Origin of the sequence: Streptomyces specialis (assembly GCF_001493375.1) — a bacterium.
GTDB lineage: Bacteria > Actinomycetota > Actinomycetes > Streptomycetales > Streptomycetaceae > Streptomyces > Streptomyces specialis.
Genome location: NZ_LN929895.1, coordinates 1 through 24,043 on the forward strand (window position 1 = coordinate 1; position 24,043 = coordinate 24,043).

Sequence of the window (24,043 nt, forward strand, 5' to 3'; positions counted from 1 at the left end):
CGTGCTTCAGAGTGTCTGTCTCACTTTGTCAGTCAAGATGTCCTTGACTGCGATGTGTTTCTGTTTTATAACTGCTACAATGACACCGAAGAACTCCACTTTCCTCTTCGTCGGCAGCGTCAGATGTGTATAAGTGAAAACGCTCCCACCCGCCCGTCACGCCTCACCATGACAGCGAATGCCCTGGAGTTACAGTACTGCCACGGAGCGTCAGTTGTCAATGTCTGCGTATCACCGTCATCATGGAAGATGACAGCGAGTGGCGCGAAAGGAATCAGGATGCGCGTGGAAGAGGCCATCGGAGCGCAGATCGCGCGCCTCCGGGAAGCGCGGCGGATGTCGCTGTCGCAGCTCGGCGAGGCGCTGGGGCGGTACCTGGAGCGGCCCTGGAGCCGCCAGGCCGTGCACCAGGCGGAGCGCGGGCGGCGGGCCTTCACCGCCGCCGAGCTGGCCGCGATCGCCCTGGTCCTCGACACCTCCGTCCCCGCCCTGTTCCTCGCCGAGCCGGAGCCCGGATCGGGCGAGCCGGCCGGGATCGACCTCCCCGGCGGCACGGTCAGCCCCGAGGAGTACCGGGGGATCCTCCTGCACGACGCCAAGGACGCCCCGCTCGACGGCATCGAGGAGTTGCTCGTGGCCCTCCACGACATAGGAGAAGTGCTGTCGCGCCCCACCCTGGCCCGCCTGGCGAAGATCGGCCGGGTGGCCGAGCAGGTCGCGAGCCGCCCCACCCCGGCCCGCTCCCCCGCCTGAGCGCCCACCTGACTTTGCGTCAGTCGCGTTCCGGCCCCAACGGCACACCGGAAGTACCGGCATTCCGTCATGCGTTCGGCATTGTCGAACGTCAGTCGGCATGCTACGTTCCACGCTGCCCGACAGCCGCGAAGAAGCCGCGAACGGGATATTCCGGAGGCTACATGCCACGCAACGCTCTGACCGGACGCCTCGCGCGCACCGTCCAACTCGGCCTAGCCGCCGCCCTCCTGTGCGGCTCGGCCCTCATCACCCCCGCCGGCGCGGCGGACACCACGCCGGCCGGCGCCCCGAGCCCGACCCCGATCCCGGACGTGACCGGCCCGATCCCCCAGACGGCCGACTCCCACGCCTTCGGCGCCGCCGCCCACCAGGGCGTCCCCGAGGACCTGCGCCGCTCCGGCTACGTCGAGGAGGAGTACTTCCTCAGCGGCGAGGCCAACGTCTACGACTGGCCCGAGCCCGGCCCCGCCGTCGTCCGTACCGCCGATGTCCCCTACACGACCCGCATGCTGGTCCGCCGCCCCGCCAACCCCCGCCAGGCCAGCGGCAATGTGGTGGTCGAGATGCTCAACCCGTCCGCGTTCTACGACCTCAACATCGGCTGGGCCGCGATGCGCCGGCAGATCATCGAGAACGGCGACGTCTGGGTCGGCGTCACGATCAAGCCCATCTCGATCGACGCCCTCCAGGACTTCGACCCCGAGCGGTACGCGCCCCTCTCCATGGCCAACCCGCTGCCCCCGGACGACCCGCGCAACTGCACGGACATCCAGACCCTCTTCCCCGGCGACAGCACCCAGGCCACCGAGAACGGCCTCGTCTGGGACATCTACAGCCAGGTCGGCGCCCTGCTGCACAGCGACGACCGCGCCAACCCGCTACGCCGCCAGGTCGAACACCTCTACGGCTTCGGCTACTCGCAGACCGGCGGCTATCTCTACACCTACGTCAACGCCGTCCACCCGCTCGCCGTCCGCGGCGACGGCCGTCCGCTCTACGACGGTTACATCGTGGGCGTCTCCGGCGGCGCCTTCGTCGGCTCCGCCCCGATCAACCAGTGCTCCCCCGAGCCGCCGCTCGGCGACCCGCGCCGGCAGTTCGAGGACGTCGGCGTGCCGATCATGCACGCCATGGCCCAGACGGACTTCCTGTGGGGCATCGACAGCAGGCGCCCCGACAGCGACGAACCCGCCGACCGCTACCGCCACTACGAGCTGGCGGGCGCCGCCCACGCCACCGCGGAGGAGCTGATCTACTCGGCCTCCGCCGCCGACGTCGCACAGGCGGGCCGCACCTTGCCCGCGGCGGAATGCAATGAGGGGCCGCGCAGCCGCCTCCCCGGCTGGATCTTCTGGGACGCCATCCTGCGCAACCTCGACCAGTGGGTGCGCCACGACATCGCCCCGCCGCACGCCGACCCGATCCAGATCGCCAACGGCCAACCGGCGCTGGACGAGTTCGGCAACGTGATCGGCGGCGTCCGCTCGCCCTACCTCGACGTCCCGACGAGCACCTGGAACGCCAACTCCACCGGCTCCATCGTCTGCCCCATCGCGGGCCACGAGGTCCCGTTCACCGCTGAGCGCCTGGCGGAGCTCTACCCGACCCACGGCGCGTACGTCCGCGCGGTCACCCGGTCCGCGCTGGGCCTGATCGCCGACCGCCACCTCACCCCGGCCGACGGCATGTACCTGATCCGCGAAGCGGTCAGGGCCGACATCCCGTAGCCCACCGGGCAGGCCCCCGATCGACCCGAATCGGGGGCCTGCCCAGCCGTGATAGGCTGCATCAGCGACAACAGCCCGGCATCCGGGTGATCGCGACAAGCCGGGTCCTGTGGAGCAGTTTGGAGTGCTCGCCACCCTGTCAAGGTGGAGGCCGCGGGTTCAAATCCCGTCAGGACCGCTCCGGCTGGGTAGCTCAGTTGGTACGAGCGTCCGCCTGAAAAGCGGAAGGTCGCCGGTTCGACCCCGGCCCCAGCCACCTTCTTCCCCACCAGCACAAAGGCCCTCGCGGACCCCGTCCGCCAGGGCCTTTCGCGTTGTCCGTCACGCGCCCGGCCTACCCGCTCGTCACCAGCTCGGCCAGGTGGTTCTGGAGCCGCTTCAGCTCCGCGTACGTGGTGATCACGTCGCGGCCGAACTCCACCGGCCAGTTGGTCGCCGCCGTCCACCGGTACGGGACGCCCTTCTCCCGCCACCGCAAGTGGCTGACGCGCCACGAGTTGTAGTGGTCCATGAACGCGAGGTACGAGTCCGGCATGGTCTCGCCGACGATGAGGTGCGCCTTCGAGGACAGGAGGCGCTGCACCTCCTGATTGCGCGGCATGAAGTCCTGGTCGACCCAGAACAGCCAGACGTCGAGGTCCTCGGGCGTGATCGTCCCGCCCGGCCCGAAGACGTACGGCCGCCCCAGATTCCGGCAGAAGTCCTCGAACGACGACTTCCCCTCGTGGACGAGGAAGAAGAGGGGGCCGTACAACTCGCTCAACTGCCTCTCCACATGGGCGAGGCGCGCCTCGCGGCGCCTTCGCAAGCGTTCCGCCCGGGTCGCGAGCAGGTGGTTGGCCAGCCATCCGCCCGCTGTCACCACCGCCGCGATCAGTGCGGCTGCCAGCGTCACGTCCATGCCTGCCCCCTCGTCGTCTCATGCCCTCAGTCCCGGCCGCCCGGGTGGTGGTGGCGGTAGTGCCAGAAGATCGCTGTGGACAGGGTGGCCCAGGCCGTCAGGACCAGGTAGGGCTGGGGGTGGAGGTGGCCGGGGAAGTAGACCGCCGTGTGCTGGGCGTTGACGCAGGCGCCGGGGATCAGCCAGCGGCCGATCGTGCCGAGCAGGGAGGGCAGCAGGGGCCAGGAGACCGCGCCGCCCGACGAGGGGTTGCCGAGCATCACCATCAGAACCCAGGTCGGCAGGATCGCCCAGCGCCCGACCAGGGTGTTGAACATGGTGAAGACCATGCCGGAGGCGAACATGGTCAGCGCGAGTGTCCCCCACGACGGGAGGAACGGCAGCCGCACCGCGTCCAGGACCCAGTCCACCGCCGCCGTGATCGCCAGGCCGCCCAGGGCCGCGTAGCCCGCCGTGAACGCGATCCGCTCGCCGGGACGGAGGGAGGCGGCCTGCACGCCGAGCTGGACCGCGCCCAGGAAGCCGACGATCACGGCCGCGATCGAGACGTAGAACAGGGCCAGGCCGCGCGGGTCTCCCGGGGAGAGCGGTTTGAGGTCCCCGACGGTGAGATCGACGCCGGCCGAGCGGGCGGCGGGGCGGGCCGCCTCGGTCAGCAGTTCGGCGACGGACGCGCCGGCCGCGCTCGCCGTGTCGAGGTGGACGCCGTCGCCGTCCCCCTCCCGGATGACGGCGAAGACGCGCTGTGTCTCCACGGCGTCCACAGCCTGTGGAAAATCGGCGTAGGCGTGGAGCTCCAGCGTCGTGTCGAGGCGGCATTCCAGGGCGGCGACGAACGCGTCGTGGTCGCCGACGACGGCGACCGGCACCTCGCTGGGCGCCGGGTCGGTGATCGCGTAGGTGTACGACCCCGCGAAGAGCCCGGCCGAGACGGCGACGATCAGTCCCACCACCACGGCGGGAAGGTACGGGGAGCGTCGCGGCCCCTCCCGGAGTTCACTCACATCATCACCATAAAGGGACATAACGCCACCAACACGCCCAGCTCAATAACCGGCTCGCCCCCCGCCGCGCGGAGGTGAGACGCTTGAATGCGTATGTCTACCGACCCCGCCCCCGTATCAGCACTGGCCGAGCGGCTGCCCGGACTCATGGCGCGCGACCAGCGGCGGCTCGGCCGCCGCCTCGACGGCGCGCGCCGCATCCGCAAGCCGGCCGACCGGCAGAAGGCGCTCGCCGAGATCGCCGAGGCGCTCGACGCCGCCGAGCGCGTCATCGAGCGCCGGCGCGCCGCCGTGCCCGGGATCACCTATCCCGAGCAGCTTCCGGTCAGCCAGAAGAAGGACGAGATCCTCACGGCGATACGCGACCACCAGGTCGTGATCGTCGCCGGGGAGACCGGCTCGGGCAAGACGACGCAGATCCCCAAGATCTGTCTGGAGCTGGGCCGCGGCGTCCGCGGGCTCATCGGCCACACCCAGCCGCGCCGGATCGCCGCCCGCACGGTCGCGCAGCGCGTCGCGGACGAGCTGCGGACCCCGCTGGGCGAGGCCGTCGGCTTCAAGATCAGGTTCACCGACCAGGCGAGCGACAACACCCTGGTCAAGCTGATGACAGACGGCATCCTGCTGGCCGAGATCCAGCACGACCGCGAGCTGCGCCACTACGACACGATCATCATCGACGAGGCCCACGAGCGCAGCCTCAACATCGACTTCCTGCTGGGCTACCTCGCGCAGCTCCTCCCCCGCCGCCCCGACCTCAAGGTCGTCATCACCTCCGCCACCATCGACCCCGAGCGCTTCGCCCGCCACTTCCGGGACGCCGAGGGGCGGCCCGCCCCGATCGTCGAGGTGTCCGGGCGGACGTACCCCGTCGAGGTGCGGTACCGGCCGCTGCTGGAGGAGGACAGCGAGGCGCCCGACCGCGACCAGATCACCGCGATCTGCGACGCGGTGGACGAGCTCCAGGCCGAGGGCCCCGGCGACATCCTCGTCTTCCTCTCGGGCGAGCGCGAGATCCGGGACACCGCGGACGCGCTGGAGAAGCGGAACCTGCGGCACACCGAGGTGCTGCCGCTCTACGCCCGCCTCTCGCACGGCGAGCAGCAGCGCGTCTTCCAGCAGCACGCCGGGCGGCGGGTCGTGCTGGCCACCAACGTCGCCGAGACGTCGCTGACCGTCCCCGGCATCAAGTACGTGGTGGACCCCGGCACCGCCCGCGTCTCGCGCTACAGCCACCGCACCAAGGTCCAGCGGCTGCCCATCGAGGCGGTCTCCCAGGCCAGCGCCAACCAGCGCAAGGGCCGCTGCGGCCGGACCAGCGACGGCATCTGCGTGCGGCTGTACGCCGAGGAGGACTTCCTCTCCCGGCCGGAGTTCACCGACCCGGAGATCCTGCGCACCAACCTGGCCTCCGTCATCCTCCAGATGAACGCGGCGGGGCTCGGCGAGATCGAGCGCTTCCCCTTCATCGACCCGCCCGACCACCGCTCCATCAAGGCGGGCAGGCAGTTGCTGGAGGAGCTGGGCGCGCTGGACGGCGCGAAGCTGACGCCGATGGGCCGCAAGCTCGCCCAGCTCCCGGTGGACCCGCGGCTGGCGCGGATGGTGCTGGAGGCGGACCGCAACGGCTGCGCCCGCGAGGTCATGGTGATCGCCGCCGCGCTGTCCATCCAGGACCCGCGCGAGCGGCCGGCGGACAAGCAGCAGCAGGCCGACGCCAAGCACGCGCGGTTCCGTGAAGGGCCGGGCGAGGAGTCCGACTTCCTGGCGTTCCTCGCCCTGTGGAACCACGTGCGCGAGCGTCAGCGGGAGCTGTCCTCGTCGGCGTTCCGCCGGATGTGCAAGACCGAGTTCCTCAACTACCTGCGGATACGCGAGTGGCAGGACATCTACGCCCAGCTCCGCACGGTGGGGCGGTCGTTGGGCATCGAGCCCGGTGACGACCGGGAGGACGCCGATCCGCGGCTGATCCACCAGTCGCTGCTGGCGGGCCTGTTGTCGCACATCGGCCTGAAGGACACCGAGAAGCACGAGTATCTGGGCGCGCGCGGCGCGAAGTTCGCGGTGTTCCCCGGCTCGGCGCTGTTCAAGAAGCCGCCGCGCTGGGTGATGTCGGCGGAGCTGGTGGAGACGTCCCGGCTCTGGGCGCGGATCAACGCGAAGATCGAGCCGGAGTGGATCGAGCCGCTCGCCGGCCATCTCGTGAAGCGCGCCTACAGCGAACCGCACTGGGAGCAGAAGCAGGCGGCGGTCATGGCGTACGAGCGGGTCACGCTGTACGGCGTGCCGATCGTGGCGCAGCGCAAGGTCAACTACGGCCGGATCGACCCCGAGAGGTCCCGCGACCTGTTCATCCGCCACGCGCTGGTCGAGGGCGACTGGCGGACGCGGCACCAGTTCTTCCACGACAACCGGAAGCTGCTGGCCGAGGTCGAGGAGCTCGAACACCGGGCCCGCCGCCGGGACATCCTCGTGGACGACGAGACGCTCCACGCCTTCTACGACGAGCGCGTGCCGGCCGACGTGGTCTCCGGCGCGCACTTCGACGCCTGGTGGAAGAAGGCCCGCCGCGCCGACCCCGACCTGCTCACCTTCGAGAAGTCGATGCTCATCAACGAGCGGGCGCGGGACGTCACCAAGGACGACTATCCGGACACCTGGCGCCAGGGGCGGCTCGCCTTCCCGGTGACCTACCAGTTCGAGCCGGGCGCGGACGCCGACGGCGTCACCGTGCACGTTCCGCTCCAGGTGCTCAACCAGGCGACGCCCGACGGCTTCGACTGGCAGATCCCGGGCCTGCGCGAGCAGTTGGTGACGGAGTTGATCCGTTCGCTGCCCAAGCCGGTCCGACGCCACTGCGTTCCCGCGCCGAACTTCGCCCAGCGCTTCCTGCGCGAGACGCCGGAGCCGACGGCCGAGTCGCTGCGCGCCGCGCTGGCGCGCGGGCTGACCCGGATGACGGGGGTCAGGATCGCGCCGGAGGACTTCGACGAGGAACGGATCCCCGGCCATCTGCGGGTCACGTTCCGGGTGGTGGACGAGCGCGGCGGGAAGCTCGGCTACAACGCCGAGAGCAACGCCGAGAGCAAGGACCTGGAGGCCCTGAAGGTGCGGCTGCGGCCCAGCGCGCGGGCCGCCCTCGACCGCGCCTTCACGGCCGCCGCGAGCCGCGACAGCCAGGCCGCGCCCGTGCAGCGCACCGGGCTCACCTCCTGGACGATCGGCACGCTGCCGCGCACCTTCGAGACGCGGCGCGGCGGGCAGCCGGTCAAGGCGTACCCCGCGCTGGTGGACGAGGGCGCGACGGTGGCGGTGCGGCTGTTCGACACCGAGGCCGAGCAGGAGCGCGCGATGCGCCGCGGCACGCGGCGGCTGCTCCTGCTCAACCTCCCCTCCGATCCGGCCAGGTTCGCGCTGCGGCAGCTCGACAACGCGGCCAAGCTCGCCCTGTCCAGCACCCCGCACGGCGGCGTGCAGGCCCTGTTCGAGGACTGTGTGACGGCCGCGGCCGACCAGCTCGTCGCGGCGCACGGCGGACCGGCGTGGGACGAGGAGGGCTTCACCAAGCTGTTCGACGCGGTCCGTTCGGACATCGTGGACCTGACGCTGCGGATCGTGCGCCAGGTGCGGGAGGTGCTGACGGCGTGGCAGGCGTGTGAGCGGCGGCTGGGGTCCCTGACCAGCCCGGTGCTGGCGCCGTCCCTGGCGGACGTCAGGGAGCAGGTGAACGGCCTTGTCGGGCCCGGGTTCGTCACCGAGCACGGGGCCCGGCGGCTGCCGGACCTGCTGCGCTATCTGACGGCGGCCGACCGGCGGCTCCAGCAGTTGCCGCACCAGGCGGAGCGGGACCGGGCCAGGATGGCGAAGGTCCACGAGATGCGCGACGAATACCTGTGGCTGCTGGAGCAGTTCCCGCCGGGCCGGCCGGTTCCGGCGGCGGCGCGGGAGATCCGCTGGATGATCGAGGAGCTGCGCGTGAGCTACTTCGCGCACGCCCTGGGCACGGCCTACCCGATCTCCGACAAGCGGATCATCAAGGCCGTCGACGCCCTGGCGCCCCCGCGCTGACCCGGCGCGGAGGCGATTGGCTACGCGCCCCCGCGCTGCGGTAGAGTCACGTCCGCACGCCGAGGTCCTGTGGAGCAGTTTGGAGTGCTCGCCACCCTGTCAAGGTGGAGGCCGCGGGTTCAAATCCCGTCAGGACCGCTCGTCCCACGAGAATCTGTCAGCCCGGATCCCCCACAAGGGGTCCGGGCTTTCTGTTTGGGTAGGCGTGAGGGGGAGGGACGGCGGAGGAGGATCACCGGGACGCGTACTACCGCAAGATCATCGCTACCATCAAGGCAAGTAGTGTGTGACGGGTGTCACTCAACTCCGTCGCGCACCGAGCTCGTTCGACCCCGTAGAGACACCCGCCAATTTTATATGTGCAATTGCACTGGGTGTACGTAACGTCACCGATACACAAAAAGATCGCGCCGGACCCGGCGGAGTCCGACGCGATCGACAGCCAAGCGGCCCGGAGTGGGGGCTCCGGGTGCCCGGTTCGTGCGGGGTCGTGCTGATCTGCTCAGGCCTCGCCGCGCTGCTGCGGGATGCCCGCGAGCAGTGCGCGCACCTCCGCTTCGCGGTAGCGGCGGTGCCCGCCGAGCGTGCGGATAGACGTGAGCTTGCCCGCCTTTGCCCAGCGTGTGACCGTTTTCGGGTCTACGCGGAACATCGTGGCAACCTCAGCCGGGGTCAGCAGCGGCTCGGCATCAGGGGTGCGAGCGGTCATGAGCGGCCTCCTCGGGAGAACCGAACCATCACGGTTCTTTCCTCTAAATTCTGCACCTTGACCCGCGTTGCCCGAAATGGGCAGGCGCGAGTCGAGTCGGTTATAGGACGAACGGCTTGTCCTCGGCACTACAACTACACCATCCGTCCAGCCGGGTCGGCCAAACCGATGGAATTGCCCTCTCAGGTGTTCAACCTCGGCGGAAGCCGACTGGACTATGCCAGAACGGACAGTCACTCGCCCATAACGGTCCGTCACCGAGCGATGACTCGCCATCGACCTTGCCGAGAAGGAGCCCCTCCGAACTCCTTGTCCTATTTTGACACGAGGAGACTACTTGAAGGCAAGAGTTCCTTACAGTGCCTTCCATCACGCTTGAGGCATAAGTCCGGGATCAGTTGGCGAACTGCCGCTCCCGGATCGCCATCCACCGATCGGTGAGCTCCTCGTAGACACGGCTCGCGCGCTCCAGGTCGCCCGCGGCGAGCGCCGCGAGCCCCTCGGACACCTCGGCCGCCGAGTGATCGGCCGCGAGCTGGTCCTCGGAGATCGTATAGATCAGCCCCCCGTAGTCCAGTTCGACCAGTGAGCGCGGGTGGAACTCCTCCAGCCACCGCCCCACATCGGTGAGCGCCTCCACCAGAGGCCCCTGCGGCATCGCCTCCCGGACCGTGCGCAGCCCGCGCGCCACCCGGCGCCGCGCCTGCACCATCGGCGTCCGGTACGTCAGCCCCGCCACCGCGGTGTCCGCCGGCCCCCGCTCGGCCGGTGCCTCCCCCGCCTTGCGGAAGACCCGCTCCTCGTCCGTGAAGAGCGCGAACCACCGCACCGGGACGTGCCACAGCGCCGAACGGATCCACGGCCTGGCGTCCGGGTTCCGCTCCCGCCAGCGGGCGTAGTCGGCCGCCGCGCGCCGCCGCACGCCCGGCGGCAGCGCCGCGTCCAGCACCGAGTCCGGCATCAGCCAGTGCCCCACCTCGCCCAGGGCCTGCCAGGACCGCAGCCGGGTCCGCCACGGACAGACACACACCACGCCGTCCACCGCCGCCACGAAGGCGTCCGCGCTCTCCCGCGCCGGGGCCACCCGCGGCGGCATCGCCAGCAGCCCCGCCAGCGCGTGGCCCACCTCGTCCTGCGCGGTGGGCAGCCGGTCGCGCCGGGCGTACTCGGCCCAGTACGAGCGCTCCGGCTCCGGAAAGGCCGCCAGCGGCTCGTAGACCCTGAGATACGCCGCGTACGGAACCTTCGCCACGCCACCCTCCCTCTGCCCGTCGGCGCCCGCGGCCGACCTCCCGATCGTGTCAGCCGCCCCGACCCGCGGCACCCCGCGCGCCCTGATCGCCGTAGTCTCATCTCATCAATGCCCTCACAACCAACCGGGGGCATCCGCCTCGACATACAGGAGTCACCACCGTGACTGACGTACGTCCCGCCGTCACCGTCGACGGCCCCGCCGAGGCCGGCCTGTTCGAGACCCTGTTCCAGTCGGACCAGGGCGGCCACGAACAGGTCGTGCTGTTCCAGGACCGGCCCACCGGCCTCAAGGCAGTGATCGCCCTCCACTCCACCGCCCTGGGCCCGGCCCTCGGCGGCACCCGCTTCCACGCCTACGCCGACGCCGCCCGGCCCGAGGAAGCGGCCCTGCGCGACGCGCTGAACCTCGCCCGGGGCATGAGCTACAAGAACGCCCTCGCCGGCCTCGCGCACGGCGGCGGCAAGGCCGTCATCATCGGCGACCCCGAACGGATCAAGACCGAGGAACTGCTGCTCGCCTACGGCCGCTGCGTGGCCGCGCTCGGCGGGCGGTACGTCACCGCCTGCGACGTCGGGACGTACGTGCGGGACATGGACGTCGTCGCCCGCCCCTGCCGCTGGACCACCGGACGCTCCCCCGAGCACGGCGGCGCCGGGGACTCCTCCGTGCTGACCGCCTTCGGCGTCTTCCAGGGCATGCGCGCCTCGGCCGCGCACCGCTGGGGGTCGCCCGACCTGTCCGGCCGGACGGTCGGCGTGGCGGGCGTCGGCAAGGTCGGCCACCTGCTGGTGGAGCACCTGGTGGGGGCCGGCGCCCGGGTGGTGATCACGGATGTCCGGCCGGACGCCGTCGCCCGCGTCCTGGCCGCCCACCCGGAGGTCACCGCCGTGGCCGGGACCGAGGAGCTGATCACCACCGAGGGCCTGGACGTGTACGCCCCGTGCGCGCTCGGCGGCGCGCTCGACGACCGCGCGGTGGCGCTGCTGAGGGCGAGCGTGGTGTGCGGCGCCGCGAACAACCAGCTCGACCATCCGGGCGTGGAGAAGGACCTCGCCGACCGGGGCATCCTCTACGCCCCCGACTACGTCGTGAACTCGGGCGGCGTGATCCAGGTGGCGGACGAGTTGCACGGTTTTGACTTCGCACGTGCGAAGGCAAAGGCGGCGTTGATCTACGACACGACGCGGGAGATCTTCGAGCGCGCCGACACCGAGGGCGTGCCCCCGGCCGTCGCCGCCGACCGGATCGCCGAACACCGGATGGCCCAAGCGCGGGGCCGCTGAACGCGCGTTTACGTAAGACATGTCACCCCCCGCTGGCGAGTCGCGTCCCGAAAGAAGGTAAAATCGCGTCTGACCAGCAAAGAGAGGTCTGTCGGGCATCGTGCGCGCGGCCCGGTCCCGCGGACGGCGTACCGCGGGCCCGGATAAGCAGGTACGGTTGAAGGCCGATGGATCGGGCTCTCGTCCGAGAGCCCGCTCTCGATCATGAACGGATGTCAACACTCCGGGGCCGTCGTGCCCCGTCGTTGAGGGGGTCGAGCCAATGGGGCGCGGCCGGGCCAAGGCCAAGCAGACTAAGGTCGCCCGCCAGCTGAAGTACAACAGCGGCGGGACGGACCTTTCTCGCCTGGCCGAAGAGCTGGGTGCATCGTCAACGCCTGAGGCGCCGCCGAACGGCGAGCGGTTCGAGGACGACGACGATCTGGACGACGACCTGTACGCACGGTACGCGGAGATGTACAACGAGGAGGATGACGACGAGGACGAGTCCTCGCCCGACGCCCCCTCGAAACGGCGTGGAGCCTGAGCGCATCTCGGAGCGGAACAACATCACGACCAGTCGCACCCGACCCGGTTCGGCGACCGCCGGACCGGGTTAAGTGCGTCCGCATGCCCGCCGGGACGCCCCGGTCCGGCCCTTCCGGGACCGGGCCGGGGCGTCCCGTCTCAGGTCGCGTACGCGCCGGTCAGCGTGGCCGCCGCCGGGGGCAGCTCCTCGGTCGCGGGGGTGATCTCGCCGGCCACCCAGGCCGGGACGCCCCGGTCCGCCAGGACCGCGAGCGCCGCCGCCTCCGCCGCCCGCGGAACCACGGCGACCATGCCGACACCCATGTTCAGCGTCTTTTCCAGCTCGCCGCGCTCCACTCCGCCCAGCTCGCCGACCAGGCCGAAGACCGGCGGCGGCGTCCACGTCGCGCGGTCGATCCGGGCGTGCAGCCCGTCCGGGACCACCCGGGCGAGGTTGGCCGCCAGGCCACCGCCCGTCACATGCGCGAACGCGTGCACCTCCGTCGCGCGGGTCAGCGCGAGGCAGTCCAGGGAGTAGATCCGGGTGGGCCGCAGCAGTTCCTCGCCCAGCGTGCCGCCCAGCTCCGGGACCTCCCGGTCCAGCGCCCAGCCGGCCCGGTCGAAGAACACGTGCCGGACCAGTGAGTACCCGTTGGAGTGAAGGCCGGAGGCGGCCATCGCGATCACCGTGTCACCCGCGCGGATCCGGTCCGCGCCCAGCAGGTCGTCGGCCTCGACGACGCCCGTGCCGGCGCCCGCCACGTCGAACTCGTCGGGGCCGAGCAGCCCCGGGTGCTCGGCCGTCCCGCCGCCGACCGGGGCGCAGCCCGCCAGCACGCAGCCCTCCGCGATGCCCTTGACGATCGCCGAGACGCGCTCGGGGTGGACCTTGCCCACGCAGATGTAGTCCGTCATGAACAGCGGCTCGGCGCCGCAGACCACCAGATCGTCCACGACCATCGCCACCAGATCGTGACCGATGGTGTCGTACACGCCCATGCGCCGCGCGATCGCGACCTTCGTGCCGACGCCGTCGGTGGCCGAGGCGAGGAGGGGGCGGCGGTACCCCTTGAGGGCGGAGGCGTCGAAGAGCCCGGCGAAGCCGCCGAGGCCCCCCACGCTCTCCGGCCGCTGGGCCTTGCGGACCCACTCCTTCATCAGCTCGACGGCGGTGTCGCCCGCCTCGATGTCGACGCCCGCCGCCGCGTAGCTGGCTCCGGGCACGTTCTTGGTCATCGGGTCTCTCTCGTGCTCGTGAAGATACGCGCGCGCCCTACGGACGGCGCAGCGCGTCGGCGCCGCCGGGGTGTCCGGTCAGCAGGGGGAGCGGCTCCCGGGGCTCGCCGCCGTCCTGCGGCTGCTCCAGCACGTCCTTGCCGAGGACCGCCGGGTCGGGCAGCTCCATCGGGTAGACCCCGTCGAAGCAGGCCCGGCACAGGTCGGGCTTGGCGATGGTGGTCGCCTCGACCATCCCGTCCAGCGAGATGTAGGCGAGGGAGTCCGCGCCCAGCGAGGTGCCGATCTCCTCGACCGACAGGCCGTTGGCGATCAGCTCGGCGCGGGTGGCGAAGTCGATGCCGAAGAAGCACGGCCACTTGATCGGCGGCGAGCTGATCCGGACGTGCACCTCGGCCGCGCCGGCCTCGCGGAGCATGCGGACCAGGGCCCGCTGCGTGTTGCCCCGGACGATCGAGTCGTCCACGACGACCAGGCGCTTGCCCCGGATGACTTCCTTGAGGGGGTTGAGCTTCAGGCGGATGCCGAGCTGCCTGATGGTCTGGCTCGGCTGGATGAAGGTCCGGCCGACGTAGGCGTTCTTCACCAGGCCGGCGCCGTAGGGGATGCCGCTGGCCTCCGCGTACCCGATGGCCGCGGGCGTGCCGGACTCCGGGGTCGGTATCACCAGATCGGCCTCGGCGGGCGCCTCGGCCGCGAGCCGGCGGCCCATCTCCACCCGGGAGAGATAGACGTTGCGGCCGGCGATGTCGGTGTCGGGCCGGGCGAGGTAGACATACTCGAAGACGCAGCCGCGTGGCTTCGCTTCCGCGAACCGTGTGGAACGCAGCCCGCGCTCGTCCACCGCGATCATCTCGCCGGGCTCGACCTCGCGGACCACGGAGGCGCCGACGATGTCCAGCGCGGCGGTCTCGGAGGCGACGACCCAGCCGCGCTCCAGGCGGCCGAGGACCAGCGGGCGGATGCCCTGCGGGTCGCGGGCGGCGTAGAGCGTCGACTCGTCCATGAAGACGAAGCTGAAGGCCCCGCTCACGCGCGGCAGCACCTTCGGCGCGGCCTCCTCGACGGTCAGGGGCTCACCGTTCTCGTCGCGCTGTCCGGCGAGCAGCGCGGTGACGAGGTCGGTGTCGTTGGTGGCGGCCACGCGGTGGCGCGGGCCGCGACCGCCGGGCAGGGCGGAGACGAGCTCGGCCAGCTCGGCCGTGTTCACCAGGTTGCCGTTGTGGGCCAGGGCGATGGAGCCGTGGCCGGTCGCCCGGAAGGTGGGCTGGGCGTTCTCCCAGGTGGAGGCGCCCGTCGTCGAGTAACGGGCATGGCCAACGGCGATATGCCCGGAGAGGGAGCCGAGGGACGTCTCGTCGAAGACCTGGGAGACCAGGCCCATGTCCTTGAAGACCAGGATCTTGGAGCCGTCGCTCACCGCGATGCCCGCTGACTCCTGTCCCCGGTGCTGGAGTGCGTAGAGGCCGAAGAACGAGAGCTTGGCGACCTCTTCGCCGGGGGCCCAGACTCCGAAGACGCCGCATGCGTCCCTGGGGCCCTTCTCACCGGGGTCGAGGTCGTGGTTGAGGAAACCGTCACCACGTGGCACAACCCCGAGTCTAGGCCAGGTCGGGGGGGCACCGAGAACCCCGCGGTGGTGAGACATGCCCCATAGGGACAGCGCGCGGTCAGCCGAGCACGGGCAGTTGCGCGGCGAGCGCTCCGGCCCGTTCGCCGCCGGCCCGGAGGCGGCCGGTGGCGGTGGCCGCGTCCCACGTGGTGCGGCCGGTGGCCAGCCGCACCCAGGTGACGGGGTCGGTCTCGACGACGTTGGGCGGCGTTCCCCTGGTGTGCCGGGGGCCGGGGAGGCACTGCACGGCGGCGAAGGGCGGCACGCGGACCTCCGTCGAGGAGCCGGGTGCCTTGGCGGCGAGGGCGTCGGCCAGCACCCGGACCGTGATCGCGAGGGCCTGCCGGTCCAGCCGGACGGCGACGGCGGTGGCCCGCGTCAGGTCGTCGCTGTGGACGACCAGTTCCACGATCCGGGTGACCGTGAAGTCCAGTGCGCGCATCGCGCCGAAGCGGTGCGGGATGAGGACGTCCTCGCGGACCGCCGTCTCCAGGACGGCCTCCATCTCCTCGGCCGCCGCGTCGATGGCCGCGATCTGGTCGGGGGTCGCCTCGGCGTCGCGCCGCGTCGTCCGGTCGAGGTCGTCCGCGACGGCGGCGGTGGAGACGGCCCAGCGGTTGAGGTCGGTGGCCGGCCGGGCGACGGCGGGCGCCGGCTGGGCCAGCAGGCGCGGCAGCGCGTCGATCTGGCCGGCGATGTGCGCCAGCAGCGTGCGCACGTCCCAGCCGGGCAGCCCCGACGGCTTCTCCTGCTGCCCCTGGCTCAGTCCGTGCGCGGCCAGCCGGACGAACTCGAGCTGGGCGAGCAGCGCGTCGCGGACCCGATCGGGGTGGTAGGCACGGGGCTTGCCTCGGACTGCGGACATACGAGGGAGCTTACGACGAAGATCCCCGGCCGGAAGGTGACAAGGTCATACCGAGTGGGCCGGCCGGACGCCGCGCCTTGGGGCGCTGTGCCACCATGCGCGCATGCCTATATCGGACCGCCACCTCGCCGAGGACGAAGAGCTGATCTACGAGACGCGGCAGCACTGGACCACGATGGTGGGCGAGTTCCTCCAGCTCTGCCTCATCGTCGCCGTGGCCGCCGTCCTGATCGCGGCTCTGCCGGACGGCGAGGACCGGAACGGGACGGCCGTGTGGGCGATCCTGGGCGTCGCGGTCGTCGCGGCGGTCTGGCGGTGGCTGGTGCCGCTGCTGAAGTGGCGGTCCACGGTCTACTTCCTCACCACCAAGCGGCTGCACAAGCGGGCGGGATTCCTGACGAAGACCGGCACGAGCATCCCGCTGAGCCGGGTGAACGACGTGACGTTCAAGGCGACGCTCTGGCAGCGGATCATGGGGTACGGCACGCTGCGCGTGCAGTCCGCGTCCGAGCACGGGCAGATGACCCTGCGGGCGGTGCCCGAGCCGGAGGCGCTGAAGAACCGCGTCTACCAGGCCATCGACGAGCTGGAGAGCGACGACCCCGGCCACTGACCCGGGGACCGGCCCGGACGTGACCGGGCACGCCGCGAGGTGAATCGCCTCGGCCCCGGCGGGTACTCCGTCGGCATGGCTGGAATCGAACTACGCAGCACCGCTTTCAACGACCAGACGCCCATCCCCGACCGGTACACCAAGGACGGGGAGAACCTCTCGCCACCCCTGGACTGGTCACGGCCCCCGCCGGGCACCCGGGAACTCGCCCTGCTGTGCGAGGACCCGGACGCGCCCTCGGGCACGTTCCTGCACTGGCTGGTGACCGGCATCGACCCGGCGAGCGGCGGGGTGGCGGTCGGCGAACCGCCGCGAGGCGGCACACCGCACACCAACGGCTTCGGCGACCGGGGCTGGGACGGACCCAGGCCGCCGGTCGGCGACCGGGCACACCGTTACTTCTTCCGCCTCTACGCGCTCCCCGAGCACGTGGAGCTGCCGGAACACGCCACGGCCGCGGACGCGCACCGGATGCTGGACGGCCGGAGCCTGGCCGGCGGCACGCTGCGCGGGCTGTATCAGCGACGAGATCAGCGATGAGGAGGACACCCGTATGACTTCCACCGATGTCGGCGAGATCCTGCGCGCGGTCAAGAACGTGGACTTCCCGGCGGGCAAGGAGGAGCTGATCCGGGAGGCGAAGCGGGCCGGCGCGTCCGAACCGGCCGTCAAGGCGCTGCGTGGCATCCCGCCGGAACAGTACGACAGCCGCGCCGAGGTGGCGCGCTCCGTGCGGGTGCCGGCCGACTCCGACCTCGGCCACAGCCCGGCCCAGCGCGCCGAACAGGCCCGCGAGGGCGGCAGGCACGGGCAGGCGCAGCAGTTGCGCGACGTGCCGAAGCCGCCGATCCAGGAAGAGCTCGATCGCTGAGAGGAGGGCGTGCCATGGTGCGCAAGAAGGTCGAGGGCGACGAGGACCAGCGCCGCGCGTGGGCGCGCGAGGCGGAACGGGTGGGCGAGCTGCCCAGCGGCCGGGGCACGACCACCGGCGCGTCGAAGCAGCGGACCCACGTGCCGCACCGGTCGTCGCTGACGCACGACGAGAAGACCGAGCCGCTCGGGCGCGGCAAGCAGCGCCAGGAGCAGGAGGAGGTCGCGGCGGAGCGCCGGGCGGACCGGCCCACGCCGCCGGTGGGCCGGACGTTCACCGGCCGGGGGCGTCCCGAGTACGGCGCGGACCACGAGAAGGTGTTCCAGGCGCTCGGCGACGCGGAGCGGCGGCACGGCGGCGAGGCCGTGTACGTGCAGGAGGTCGCCCGCACGGCCGGGCTGCCGGACGAACGGACGCGGGTGCTGCTGCACGATCTGGTGTCGACGCACCGGCTGGTGACCGAGTTGCAGGGAACGGACCGGCCCGACCTGGGTCCCCGTTACGAGACCAGGCCGGGCCGTTGATCCGCTGATCCGCCCGCCGGGCGGCTCCCAGGCTCGCCGTCAGGCGAAGAGCCCGGGAAGCGTCCGCTCGTGGGCCTCGCGCAGCTCCGCCAGGCCGATGGTGAACGCGTCCTGCACCTCGACGGCGTCCCCGTCGATCACCCCGACGCGGGTCGCCGGCAGGGCGCGGGCGCGGCACATGTCCGTGAAACGGACCTCCTCGCCGCGCGGGACGGCGACGATCGCGCGGCCGGCCGACTCGGAGAAGAGGAACGTGAAGGCGTCGAGGCCGTCGGGCACGACGAGCCTGGCGCCCTTCCCGCCGCGCAGGCAGGACTCGGTGACGGCCTGGATCAGGCCGCCGTCGGACAGGTCGTGGGCGGCGTCGATCATGCCGTCGCGCGAGGCGGCGATCAGGATCTCGGCGAGCAGCCGCTCCCGTTCCAGGTCCACGCGCGGCGGCAGGCCCCCGAGGTGGCCGTGGACGACCTGCGACCAGGCGGAGCCGCCGAACTCCTCGGCGGTGTCGCCCAGCAGGTACAGGAGCTGGCCCTCCTCCGCGAACGCCATCGGCGTGCGGCGCGTGACGTCGTCGATGACGCCGAGCACGCCGACCACGGGGGTGGGGTGGATGGCCGTGTCACCGGTCTGGTTGTAGAGCGAGACGTTGCCGCCGGTGACCGGGGTGCCCAGTGTCCGGCAGGCGTCGGCCAGGCCCCGGGTGGTCTCCGCGAACTGCCACATGACGGCCGGGTCCTCGGGCGAGCCGAAGTTCAGGCAGTCGGTGACGGCGAGCGGGCGGGCGCCGGTGGCGGCGACGTTGCGGTACGACTCGGCCAGCGCGAGCTGGGCGCCCGCGTACGGGTCGAGCTTGGCGTAGCGGCCGTTGCCGTCGGTGGCGATCGCGACGCCGAGGTTGGTCTCCTCGTCCACGCGGATCATCCCGCTGTCCTCGGGCTGGGCGAGCACGGTGTTCCCCAGCACGTAGCGGTCGTACTGCGCGGTGATCCACGTCTTGGCGGCCTGGTTCGGCGAGGCGACGACCTGGAGCACCTGGGCGCGCAGCGCGTCGCCGTCCGCCGGGCGGGGCAGCCGGGCCGGGTCGTCGGCCTGGAGGGCGTCCTGCCAGGCGGGCCGGGCGTAGGGCCGCTCGTAGACCGGGCCCTCGTGGGCGACGGTGCGCGGCGGCACGTCCACGATCTGCTCGCCGTGCCAGAAGATCTCCAGCCGGTCGCCGTCGGTGACCTCGCCGATCACGGTGGCGATGACGTCCCACTTGGCGCAGATCTCCAGGAACCGGTCCACCTTGTCCGGCTCCACGACGGCGCACATCCGCTCCTGCGACTCGCTCATCAGGATCTCCTCGGGGGAGAGCGACGAGTCGCGCAGCGGGACGGCGTCCAGGTCCACGCGCATGCCGCCGGAGCCGGCCGAGGCCAGCTCGGACGTGGCGCAGGACAGGCCGGCGCCGCCGAGGTCCTGGATGCCCGCGACGAGCTTCTCCGCGAAGACCTCCAGGGTGCACTCGATGAGCAGCTTCTCCTGGAACGGGTCGCCGACCTGGACCGCCGGGCGCTTGGCGGGCTTGCCGTCGTCGTCGAAGGTCTCGGAGGCGAGGACGGAGACGCCGCCGATGCCGTCGCCGCCGGTGCGGGCGCCGTAGAGGATGACCTTGTTCCCGGTGCCGGACGCCTTGGCGAGGTGGATGTCCTCGTGTCGCATGACACCCACGCACAGCGCGTTGACCAGCGGGTTCCCCTGGTAGCAGGGGTCGAAGACGACCTCGCCGCCGATGTTGGGCAGGCCCAGGCAGTTGCCGTAGCCGCCGATGCCGGCGACGACGCCGGGCAGGACGCGGCGGGTGTCGGGGTGGTCGGCGGCGCCGAAGCGCAGCGGGTCCATCACGGCGACCGGGCGGGCGCCCATCGCGAGGATGTCGCGCACGATGCCGCCGATGCCGGTGGCGGCGCCCTGGTACGGCTCGATGTACGAGGGGTGGTTGTGCGACTCGACCTTGAACGTCACCGCGTAGCCCTGGCCGACGTCGACCACGCCGGCGTTCTCCCCGATGCCGACCAGGAGGGCGTCGCTGGCCGGGGCCTTCTCGCCGAACTGCCGCAGGTGGACCTTGCTGGACTTGTAGGAGCAGTGCTCGGACCACATCACGGAGTACATGGCCAGCTCCGCGCCGGTGGGGCGGCGGCCGAGGATCTCGCGGATCCGCTCGTACTCGTCCTGCTTCAGGCCGAGTTCGGCCCAGGGCTGGGCGGTCTGGGGGGTGCTCGCGGCGTGCTTGACGGTGTCGAGCGCGGGGGAGGTTCCGGGCATCAGGCGACCAGCTTCCTGAGAACCGAGGTGGTGACGGAGGTGAAGAAGGCGAGGCCGTCGGTCGTCGGGCCGGTCAGGGCCTCGACGGCGTGCTCGGGGTGCGGCATGAGGCCCACGACATTCCCCGCGGCGTTGGTGACGCCGGCGATGTCGCGGCGGGAGCCGTTGGGGTTGCCGCCGAGGTACCGGAAGACGACGCGGCCCTCGGCCTCCAGCTCGTCCAGGGTCCGCTCGTCCGCGACATACCCGCCCTCGCCGTTCTTCAGCGGGACGGTGATCTCGTCGCCCTCGGCGTAGTCGCGCGTCCAGGCGGTGTCGGCGTTCTCCACGCGCAGCCGCTGATCGCGGCAGATGAAGTGAAGATGGTCATTGCGGGTGAGCGCGCCGGGCAGAAGGTGTGATTCACACAGCATCTGGAAGCCATTGCAGATGCCAAGGACGGGCAGCCCGGCCCGCGCCTCTTCAATGATCGTCTCCATCACGGGCGAGAAACGCGCGATGGCGCCGCAGCGAAGATAGTCCCCATAGGAGAATCCGCCGGGCAGGATCACGGCATCGACCTGCCGCAGCGATTTGTCACCATGCCAGAGCGCGACCGGCTCGGCACCGGCGAGCTTTACGGCGCGCTGGGCGTCACGCTCGTCGAGCGAGCCGGGAAATGTGACGACTCCCACACGAGTGGTCACCGGGACTCCTCCTCCGTGACCTCGACGCGCACATCGAAGTCCTCGATCACGGTGTTCGCGAGAAAGGTCCTCGCCATCTCCCGGACACGGTCGAGAACGGTGTCGTCGACCGGACCGTCCATCTCCAGCTCGAACCGTTTGCCCTGACGGACGTCCCGGACGCCGTCAAAGCCCAGCCGGGGCAGTGCGCGCTGCACCGCCTGGCCCTGGGGGTCGAGGATCTCCGGCTTGAGCATGACGTCGACTACGACGCGAGCCACTGGTACTCCCGGTGGTGGTGCGGTGGTGTTGTGCGAGACGCTGCACGGCTCTCAGCCTACCCGGCCAGGAAATCTACGCGGGTAGAAAGGGCAGATTCGGTCACGTTAAGGTATCGAGGGCGGAAAACGCCTCCAAGAAACGGCCAAGAAAAAGTAAGGTCCCCGGTGGGGGAACGACGCGCGGTCGGGGAATTCATCCACTGGGTATTTACCGTCCGAGCGCGCACGGATAAAAGAACCATAGTCGCGAACTAGTGGGAGCGTCAGCATCGCGGCAGGCGAATCGCCGGTGACACCGCCCGGCGGCGTCGCACGGTTGCGAGCCTCCAGGAAGGACCGATACCCGTGGCACAGCGTGTAGTGGTCAGCCTCGCCGACGACATCGACGGCGGGGAAGCATCGGAAACGGTCGCCTTCGGACTTGACGGAAAGACGTACGAGATCGACCTCAGCTCGCGCAACGCGGAGAAACTGCGGACCGTTCTCGCCCCCTTTGTGGAGGCCGGACGCAAGCGAGCCCGTTCCGGCAGGACCTTCCACCACACCGAGGTGGCCCCCGACCCCCGGACGGTCCGGGCCTGGGCCGGCTCGAACGGCATGGGCGTACCGGCCCGCGGGCGCATCCCCAAGAAGGTGTACGACGCCTTCAACGAGGCCCACGCGCCTGTGCATTGAGCCGAGTTGCCATCAACCCCCCGTGTTCCGCTAGAGTCTGGAGTGCGCCGAGGGGCAGGGCCGAAAGGCCGAAACCCCGGGAGCCGCGCGGGTGTAGTTCAGTAGCAGAACACCCTCTTTCCAAGAGGGAGGCGCAGTGTGCGATTCCTGTCACCCGCTCCAGCCGCTGACCCGGCTCCGAGGACACTCGGGGATCAGGTACAGTAGGTGTCGCCCCGCCCGGTCACGGGTGGTGCGCAGGCGGACGTGGCTCAGTTGGTAGAGCATCACCTTGCCAAGGTGAGGGTCGCGAGTTCGAATCTCGTCGTCCGCTCCGCGTGAAGGGCCCGGTCCTGTTGGACCGGGCCCTTTCGCTGTGCTGTCGGGGACTTTCAGGCCGATCAGGTGACTTTCAGGCCGAGGGCCGTGGCGAGGGTGACGGCCTGCTCCAGGCCGATCCGCGCGCCGGCCAGTTCGACGGTCAGGGGGTCGAGGCTCGACAGATCGCTGCCGCGCAGATCGGCGCCGGTGAGCTTGGAGCCGTGCAGCATCGCCCCGGACAGATCGGTGCCGGTGATCACCGCCTTCTCCAGCCGGGCGGCCGTGAGGTCGGCCTCGCGCATGCGGACGCCGTCGAAGACCGCCTCGCGCAGATCGGCACCGGGAAAGCCGACGAACGACCAGTCGCCCCGGACGACGCGGAAGAGCGTGTAGTCGCACTGCTGGAAGAGGCTGCCGACCAGCTTGCAGTCGGTGAAGTCCGTGTCGAAGAAGACGCAGCGCCGGAACGTGCAGTTGGTGAAGGCGGCGGCGGTGTGGCGGGAGGCGTTGAACCGGACGCCGGAGAACACGCAGTGGTCGAAGACCGCGCCCTCGTCGGTCACCTCGGTCCAGTCGGTGTCGATGAAGCTGTGGTGGTCGTAACGGCGGCCGGAGATGTCCTGGCCGTACCAGTCCTCGTCGCGGATCACGAGCGCGGGATCGGGCACCGGCGGCTCGGGGGAGACGGGATCGATATGGGCGCGGGGGCGGGCGCGGTCACGGTCGTGGTCGGAGCGGGACATGACGCTATTCGACCACCTTTTCGAAGCGGGGGTGGTCCGGCCTGCGGCCGTGTCCGGGTGAGGGCCGGACCTTCGGCGAAGGACAGACACCCGGCGCCGCATGACGGGAGTCCGGTCGACCGCTATGGCGAGGGAGGTACTGGACCGCACGGCTCTGGCGGCGTCCCCGAAAGACGCTGCGCGTCATCCGCAGGCGGTGGGGGTGGTCCGGGCCCGTGGTCGTGTGCCTCACCCGCGCGGCGAGGCCCTGGCGTCGCAAGGTTGCGGCGGGGGGGGGGGGGGGCCGGGGCGGGGGGGCCGGCTCTTTTACACATCTCCGCGCCCCCCAGGAAGGGGGGAAAAACCGTTGCCGGCTTCTTGTGGGTAAAAAAAAAAAGCAGCAGACCGACTGACCTCTCCCCTCGCGTCACCGCCGCGCCAAGCGGGCGGGGGCTCGGCGCGGCGGTGACGCGAGGGGAGAGGTCAGTCCCAGGACTGGCCGGTCAGCAGGCGGTACGCCTCGGTGTAGCGGGCGCGCGTCTGGTCCACAACCTCCTGCGGCAGCGCGGGGGGCGGGGTGTCGCCGGTGCGGTCCCAGGCGGCCTCGGGCGAGCTGAGCCAGTCGCGAATGAACTGCTTGTCGTACGGCTTCTGCCGGCGGCCCGGCTGCCATTCGTCCTTGCGCCAGAACCGGGACGAGTCCGGGGTCAGCACCTCGTCGGCCAGCACCAGCGGGTCGTCCGGGCCCGCGTCGTCGGTCCGGCCGAACTCGAACTTCGTGTCGGCCAGGATCAGGCCGCGGTCCCGGGCGATGTTCCGGGCGCGGTTGTAGAGCGCGACGGTGGTCTGGCGCAGCTTGGCGGCGATGTCCGCGCCGACCTGGCGGGCGACCTCCTCGTAGCTCACGTTCTCGTCGTGCGAGCCGACGGCGGCCTTGGTGGCGGGGGTGAAGATCGGGCCGGGCAGCTCGGAGCCGTCGGACAGGCCCGGGGGCAGGGCGAGGCCGCAGACCGTGCGGTCCCGGTTGTACTCCTCCAGGCCCGAGCCGGTCAGATAGCCGCGGGCCTGCCTCCTATTCAAATCTGCCGCTGCCGACGAAGCGGATAGGGACCTTTCTCGGGTGCACATCATACTCTTACAACGAACAGACGGGCTAGAAAGT

The 24,043-nt window shown here is 71.0% G+C and carries 21 protein-coding genes, 5 tRNA genes and 1 pseudogene; 15 read left to right on the forward strand and 12 right to left on the reverse strand.

All coding sequences use genetic code 11. The annotated features are described in order from the left end of the window. The first annotated feature begins 279 nt into the window (after positions 1 to 279). The 4 genes from BN2279_RS14650 (at position 280) to BN2279_RS14665 (ending at position 2,739) form a co-directional block, all read left to right on the forward strand. A complete protein-coding gene (locus BN2279_RS14650) occupies positions 280 to 753 on the forward strand; it encodes a helix-turn-helix domain-containing protein (protein WP_059009718.1) in 474 nt (157 codons plus the stop codon). A 164-nt stretch (positions 754 to 917) separates the two neighbouring features. Then, complete coding sequence (locus BN2279_RS14655) at positions 918 to 2,483, forward strand: alpha/beta hydrolase domain-containing protein (protein ID WP_059009720.1); 1,566 nt, start codon at positions 918 to 920, stop codon at positions 2,481 to 2,483. 103 nt (positions 2,484 to 2,586) lie between these two features. After that, positions 2,587 to 2,661 (forward strand) — tRNA-Asp (locus BN2279_RS14660). Between the two features lie 4 nt (positions 2,662 to 2,665). Beyond that, positions 2,666 to 2,739: transfer RNA gene (locus tag BN2279_RS14665), tRNA-Phe, on the forward strand. Positions 2,740 to 2,817: 78 nt separating this feature from the next. Here the strand turns inward: BN2279_RS14665 and BN2279_RS14670 are convergent. Beyond that, positions 2,818 to 3,384, reverse strand: a complete 567-nt coding sequence (locus BN2279_RS14670) for a hypothetical protein (RefSeq protein ID WP_059009722.1) — start codon at positions 3,382 to 3,384, stop codon at positions 2,818 to 2,820. Positions 3,385 to 3,410: 26 nt separating this feature from the next. After that, entirely contained in the window at positions 3,411 to 4,388 is a 978-nt protein-coding gene (locus BN2279_RS14675; RefSeq protein WP_234347872.1) for an ABC transporter permease, read from the reverse strand. Between the two features lie 93 nt (positions 4,389 to 4,481). Here BN2279_RS14675 and hrpA point away from each other — a divergent pair, with 93 nt between their 5' ends. Both hrpA and BN2279_RS14685 read left to right on the forward strand, forming a co-directional pair. After that, on the forward strand, positions 4,482 to 8,456 hold the full coding sequence (gene hrpA, locus BN2279_RS14680) for an ATP-dependent RNA helicase HrpA (RefSeq protein WP_059009726.1): 3,975 nt from the start codon (positions 4,482 to 4,484) through the stop codon (positions 8,454 to 8,456). 63 nt (positions 8,457 to 8,519) lie between these two features. Further along, positions 8,520 to 8,594, forward strand: a tRNA-Asp gene (locus BN2279_RS14685). Positions 8,595 to 8,958: 364 nt separating this feature from the next. Here the strand turns inward: BN2279_RS14685 and bldC are convergent. Continuing rightward, positions 8,959 to 9,165 (reverse strand): developmental transcriptional regulator BldC, encoded by a 207-nt coding sequence (gene bldC / locus BN2279_RS14690; RefSeq protein ID WP_019431930.1) that lies wholly within the window; start codon positions 9,163 to 9,165, stop codon positions 8,959 to 8,961. Positions 9,166 to 9,559: 394 nt separating this feature from the next. Beyond that, positions 9,560 to 10,417, reverse strand: a complete 858-nt coding sequence (locus BN2279_RS14695; protein WP_059009728.1) for a DUF8083 family protein — start codon at positions 10,415 to 10,417, stop codon at positions 9,560 to 9,562. A gap of 161 nt (positions 10,418 to 10,578) precedes the next feature. Between BN2279_RS14695 and BN2279_RS14700 the strand changes: the two genes are divergently transcribed. Next, entirely contained in the window at positions 10,579 to 11,703 is a 1,125-nt protein-coding gene (locus BN2279_RS14700; RefSeq protein ID WP_059009730.1) for a Leu/Phe/Val dehydrogenase, read from the forward strand. A 262-nt stretch (positions 11,704 to 11,965) separates the two neighbouring features. After that, complete coding sequence (locus BN2279_RS14705) at positions 11,966 to 12,229, forward strand: DUF3073 domain-containing protein (protein WP_059009732.1); 264 nt, start codon at positions 11,966 to 11,968, stop codon at positions 12,227 to 12,229. Between the two features lie 140 nt (positions 12,230 to 12,369). Here the strand turns inward: BN2279_RS14705 and purM are convergent, their stop codons facing one another. From purM to BN2279_RS14720, 3 genes are all read right to left on the reverse strand, one after another. Beyond that, entirely contained in the window at positions 12,370 to 13,446 is a 1,077-nt protein-coding gene (purM, locus tag BN2279_RS14710) for a phosphoribosylformylglycinamidine cyclo-ligase (RefSeq protein WP_059009733.1), read from the reverse strand. 37 nt (positions 13,447 to 13,483) lie between these two features. Next, positions 13,484 to 15,037 (reverse strand): amidophosphoribosyltransferase, encoded by a 1,554-nt coding sequence (gene purF / locus BN2279_RS14715; protein WP_059009736.1) that lies wholly within the window; start codon positions 15,035 to 15,037, stop codon positions 13,484 to 13,486. 79 nt (positions 15,038 to 15,116) lie between these two features. Next, positions 15,117 to 15,923, reverse strand: coding sequence for a sterol carrier family protein (locus BN2279_RS14720; RefSeq protein ID WP_059009738.1), 807 nt, complete (start codon positions 15,921 to 15,923; stop codon positions 15,117 to 15,119). 103 nt (positions 15,924 to 16,026) lie between these two features. On the opposite strand from BN2279_RS14720, the gene BN2279_RS14725 reads away from it, so the two are divergent. The 4 genes from BN2279_RS14725 (at position 16,027) to BN2279_RS28590 (ending at position 17,931) form a co-directional block, all read left to right on the forward strand. Further along, complete coding sequence (locus tag BN2279_RS14725; protein ID WP_059009740.1) at positions 16,027 to 16,536, forward strand: PH domain-containing protein; 510 nt, start codon at positions 16,027 to 16,029, stop codon at positions 16,534 to 16,536. Between the two features lie 75 nt (positions 16,537 to 16,611). Continuing rightward, on the forward strand, positions 16,612 to 17,076 hold the full coding sequence (locus BN2279_RS14730; protein ID WP_059009742.1) for a YbhB/YbcL family Raf kinase inhibitor-like protein: 465 nt from the start codon (positions 16,612 to 16,614) through the stop codon (positions 17,074 to 17,076). A gap of 13 nt (positions 17,077 to 17,089) precedes the next feature. After that, the gene (locus BN2279_RS14735; protein WP_059009745.1) at positions 17,090 to 17,407 is read left to right on the forward strand and encodes a DUF2795 domain-containing protein; all 318 of its coding nucleotides are present in this window, start codon (positions 17,090 to 17,092) and stop codon (positions 17,405 to 17,407) included. 14 nt (positions 17,408 to 17,421) lie between these two features. Beyond that, entirely contained in the window at positions 17,422 to 17,931 is a 510-nt protein-coding gene (locus tag BN2279_RS28590; protein WP_059009747.1) for a hypothetical protein, read from the forward strand. Between the two features lie 39 nt (positions 17,932 to 17,970). On the opposite strand, the gene purL is transcribed toward BN2279_RS28590, so the two are convergent. Genes purL through purS form a run of 3 tightly spaced genes read right to left on the reverse strand, consistent with a single transcriptional unit; the run spans position 17,971 to position 21,184 of the window. Further along, positions 17,971 to 20,238, reverse strand: a complete 2,268-nt coding sequence (gene purL / locus BN2279_RS14745) for a phosphoribosylformylglycinamidine synthase subunit PurL (RefSeq protein WP_059009749.1) — start codon at positions 20,236 to 20,238, stop codon at positions 17,971 to 17,973. Next, complete coding sequence (gene purQ, locus BN2279_RS14750; protein ID WP_059009751.1) at positions 20,238 to 20,924, reverse strand: phosphoribosylformylglycinamidine synthase subunit PurQ; 687 nt, start codon at positions 20,922 to 20,924, stop codon at positions 20,238 to 20,240. The genes purL and purQ overlap by 1 nt, the downstream gene beginning before the upstream one ends. Then, complete coding sequence (purS, locus tag BN2279_RS14755) at positions 20,921 to 21,184, reverse strand: phosphoribosylformylglycinamidine synthase subunit PurS (RefSeq protein WP_059009753.1); 264 nt, start codon at positions 21,182 to 21,184, stop codon at positions 20,921 to 20,923. Before purS ends, purQ begins: the two co-directional genes overlap by 4 nt. A 345-nt stretch (positions 21,185 to 21,529) precedes the next feature. Between purS and BN2279_RS14760 the strand changes: the two genes are divergently transcribed. The 3 genes from BN2279_RS14760 to BN2279_RS14770 all read left to right on the forward strand — a co-directional run bounded on the left by BN2279_RS14760 (position 21,530) and on the right by BN2279_RS14770 (position 22,172). After that, on the forward strand, positions 21,530 to 21,859 hold the full coding sequence (locus BN2279_RS14760) for a histone-like nucleoid-structuring protein Lsr2 (RefSeq protein WP_059009755.1): 330 nt from the start codon (positions 21,530 to 21,532) through the stop codon (positions 21,857 to 21,859). Positions 21,860 to 21,946: 87 nt separating this feature from the next. Continuing rightward, positions 21,947 to 22,021 (forward strand) — tRNA-Gly (locus BN2279_RS14765). 78 nt (positions 22,022 to 22,099) lie between these two features. Next, positions 22,100 to 22,172: transfer RNA gene (locus tag BN2279_RS14770), tRNA-Gly, on the forward strand. A gap of 67 nt (positions 22,173 to 22,239) precedes the next feature. Here BN2279_RS14770 and BN2279_RS14775 read toward each other — a convergent pair. Both BN2279_RS14775 and BN2279_RS31490 read right to left on the reverse strand, forming a co-directional pair. Continuing rightward, positions 22,240 to 22,902, reverse strand: coding sequence for a pentapeptide repeat-containing protein (locus tag BN2279_RS14775; protein ID WP_104531036.1), 663 nt, complete (start codon positions 22,900 to 22,902; stop codon positions 22,240 to 22,242). 462 nt (positions 22,903 to 23,364) lie between these two features. Then, positions 23,365 to 23,946, reverse strand: a pseudogene (locus BN2279_RS31490) (phosphoribosylaminoimidazolesuccinocarboxamide synthase); the annotation flags it as partial. Positions 23,947 to 24,043 lie beyond the last annotated feature (97 nt).

What these genes read in the sequence shown, in the direction of transcription:
- BN2279_RS14650 (WP_059009718.1), top strand. Translation starts at nt 280, where the DNA reads ATGCGCGTGGAAGAGGCCATCGGAGCGCAGATCGCGCGCCTCCGGGAA.
- purM (WP_059009733.1), bottom strand. Translation starts at nt 13,446, where the DNA reads ATGACCAAGAACGTGCCCGGAGCCAGCTACGCGGCGGCGGGCGTCGAC.
- BN2279_RS14720 (WP_059009738.1), bottom strand. Translation starts at nt 15,923, where the DNA reads ATGTCCGCAGTCCGAGGCAAGCCCCGTGCCTACCACCCCGATCGGGTC.
- BN2279_RS14655 (WP_059009720.1), top strand. Translation starts at nt 918, where the DNA reads ATGCCACGCAACGCTCTGACCGGACGCCTCGCGCGCACCGTCCAACTC.
- BN2279_RS28590 (WP_059009747.1), top strand. Translation starts at nt 17,422, where the DNA reads ATGGTGCGCAAGAAGGTCGAGGGCGACGAGGACCAGCGCCGCGCGTGG.
- BN2279_RS14670 (WP_059009722.1), bottom strand. Translation starts at nt 3,384, where the DNA reads ATGGACGTGACGCTGGCAGCCGCACTGATCGCGGCGGTGGTGACAGCG.
- bldC (WP_019431930.1), bottom strand. Translation starts at nt 9,165, where the DNA reads ATGACCGCTCGCACCCCTGATGCCGAGCCGCTGCTGACCCCGGCTGAG.
- BN2279_RS14725 (WP_059009740.1), top strand. Translation starts at nt 16,027, where the DNA reads ATGCCTATATCGGACCGCCACCTCGCCGAGGACGAAGAGCTGATCTAC.
- BN2279_RS14730 (WP_059009742.1), top strand. Translation starts at nt 16,612, where the DNA reads ATGGCTGGAATCGAACTACGCAGCACCGCTTTCAACGACCAGACGCCC.
- purL (WP_059009749.1), bottom strand. Translation starts at nt 20,238, where the DNA reads ATGCCCGGAACCTCCCCCGCGCTCGACACCGTCAAGCACGCCGCGAGC.
- hrpA (WP_059009726.1), top strand. Translation starts at nt 4,482, where the DNA reads ATGTCTACCGACCCCGCCCCCGTATCAGCACTGGCCGAGCGGCTGCCC.
- BN2279_RS14775 (WP_104531036.1), bottom strand. Translation starts at nt 22,902, where the DNA reads ATGTCCCGCTCCGACCACGACCGTGACCGCGCCCGCCCCCGCGCCCAT.
- BN2279_RS14735 (WP_059009745.1), top strand. Translation starts at nt 17,090, where the DNA reads ATGACTTCCACCGATGTCGGCGAGATCCTGCGCGCGGTCAAGAACGTG.
- BN2279_RS14705 (WP_059009732.1), top strand. Translation starts at nt 11,966, where the DNA reads ATGGGGCGCGGCCGGGCCAAGGCCAAGCAGACTAAGGTCGCCCGCCAG.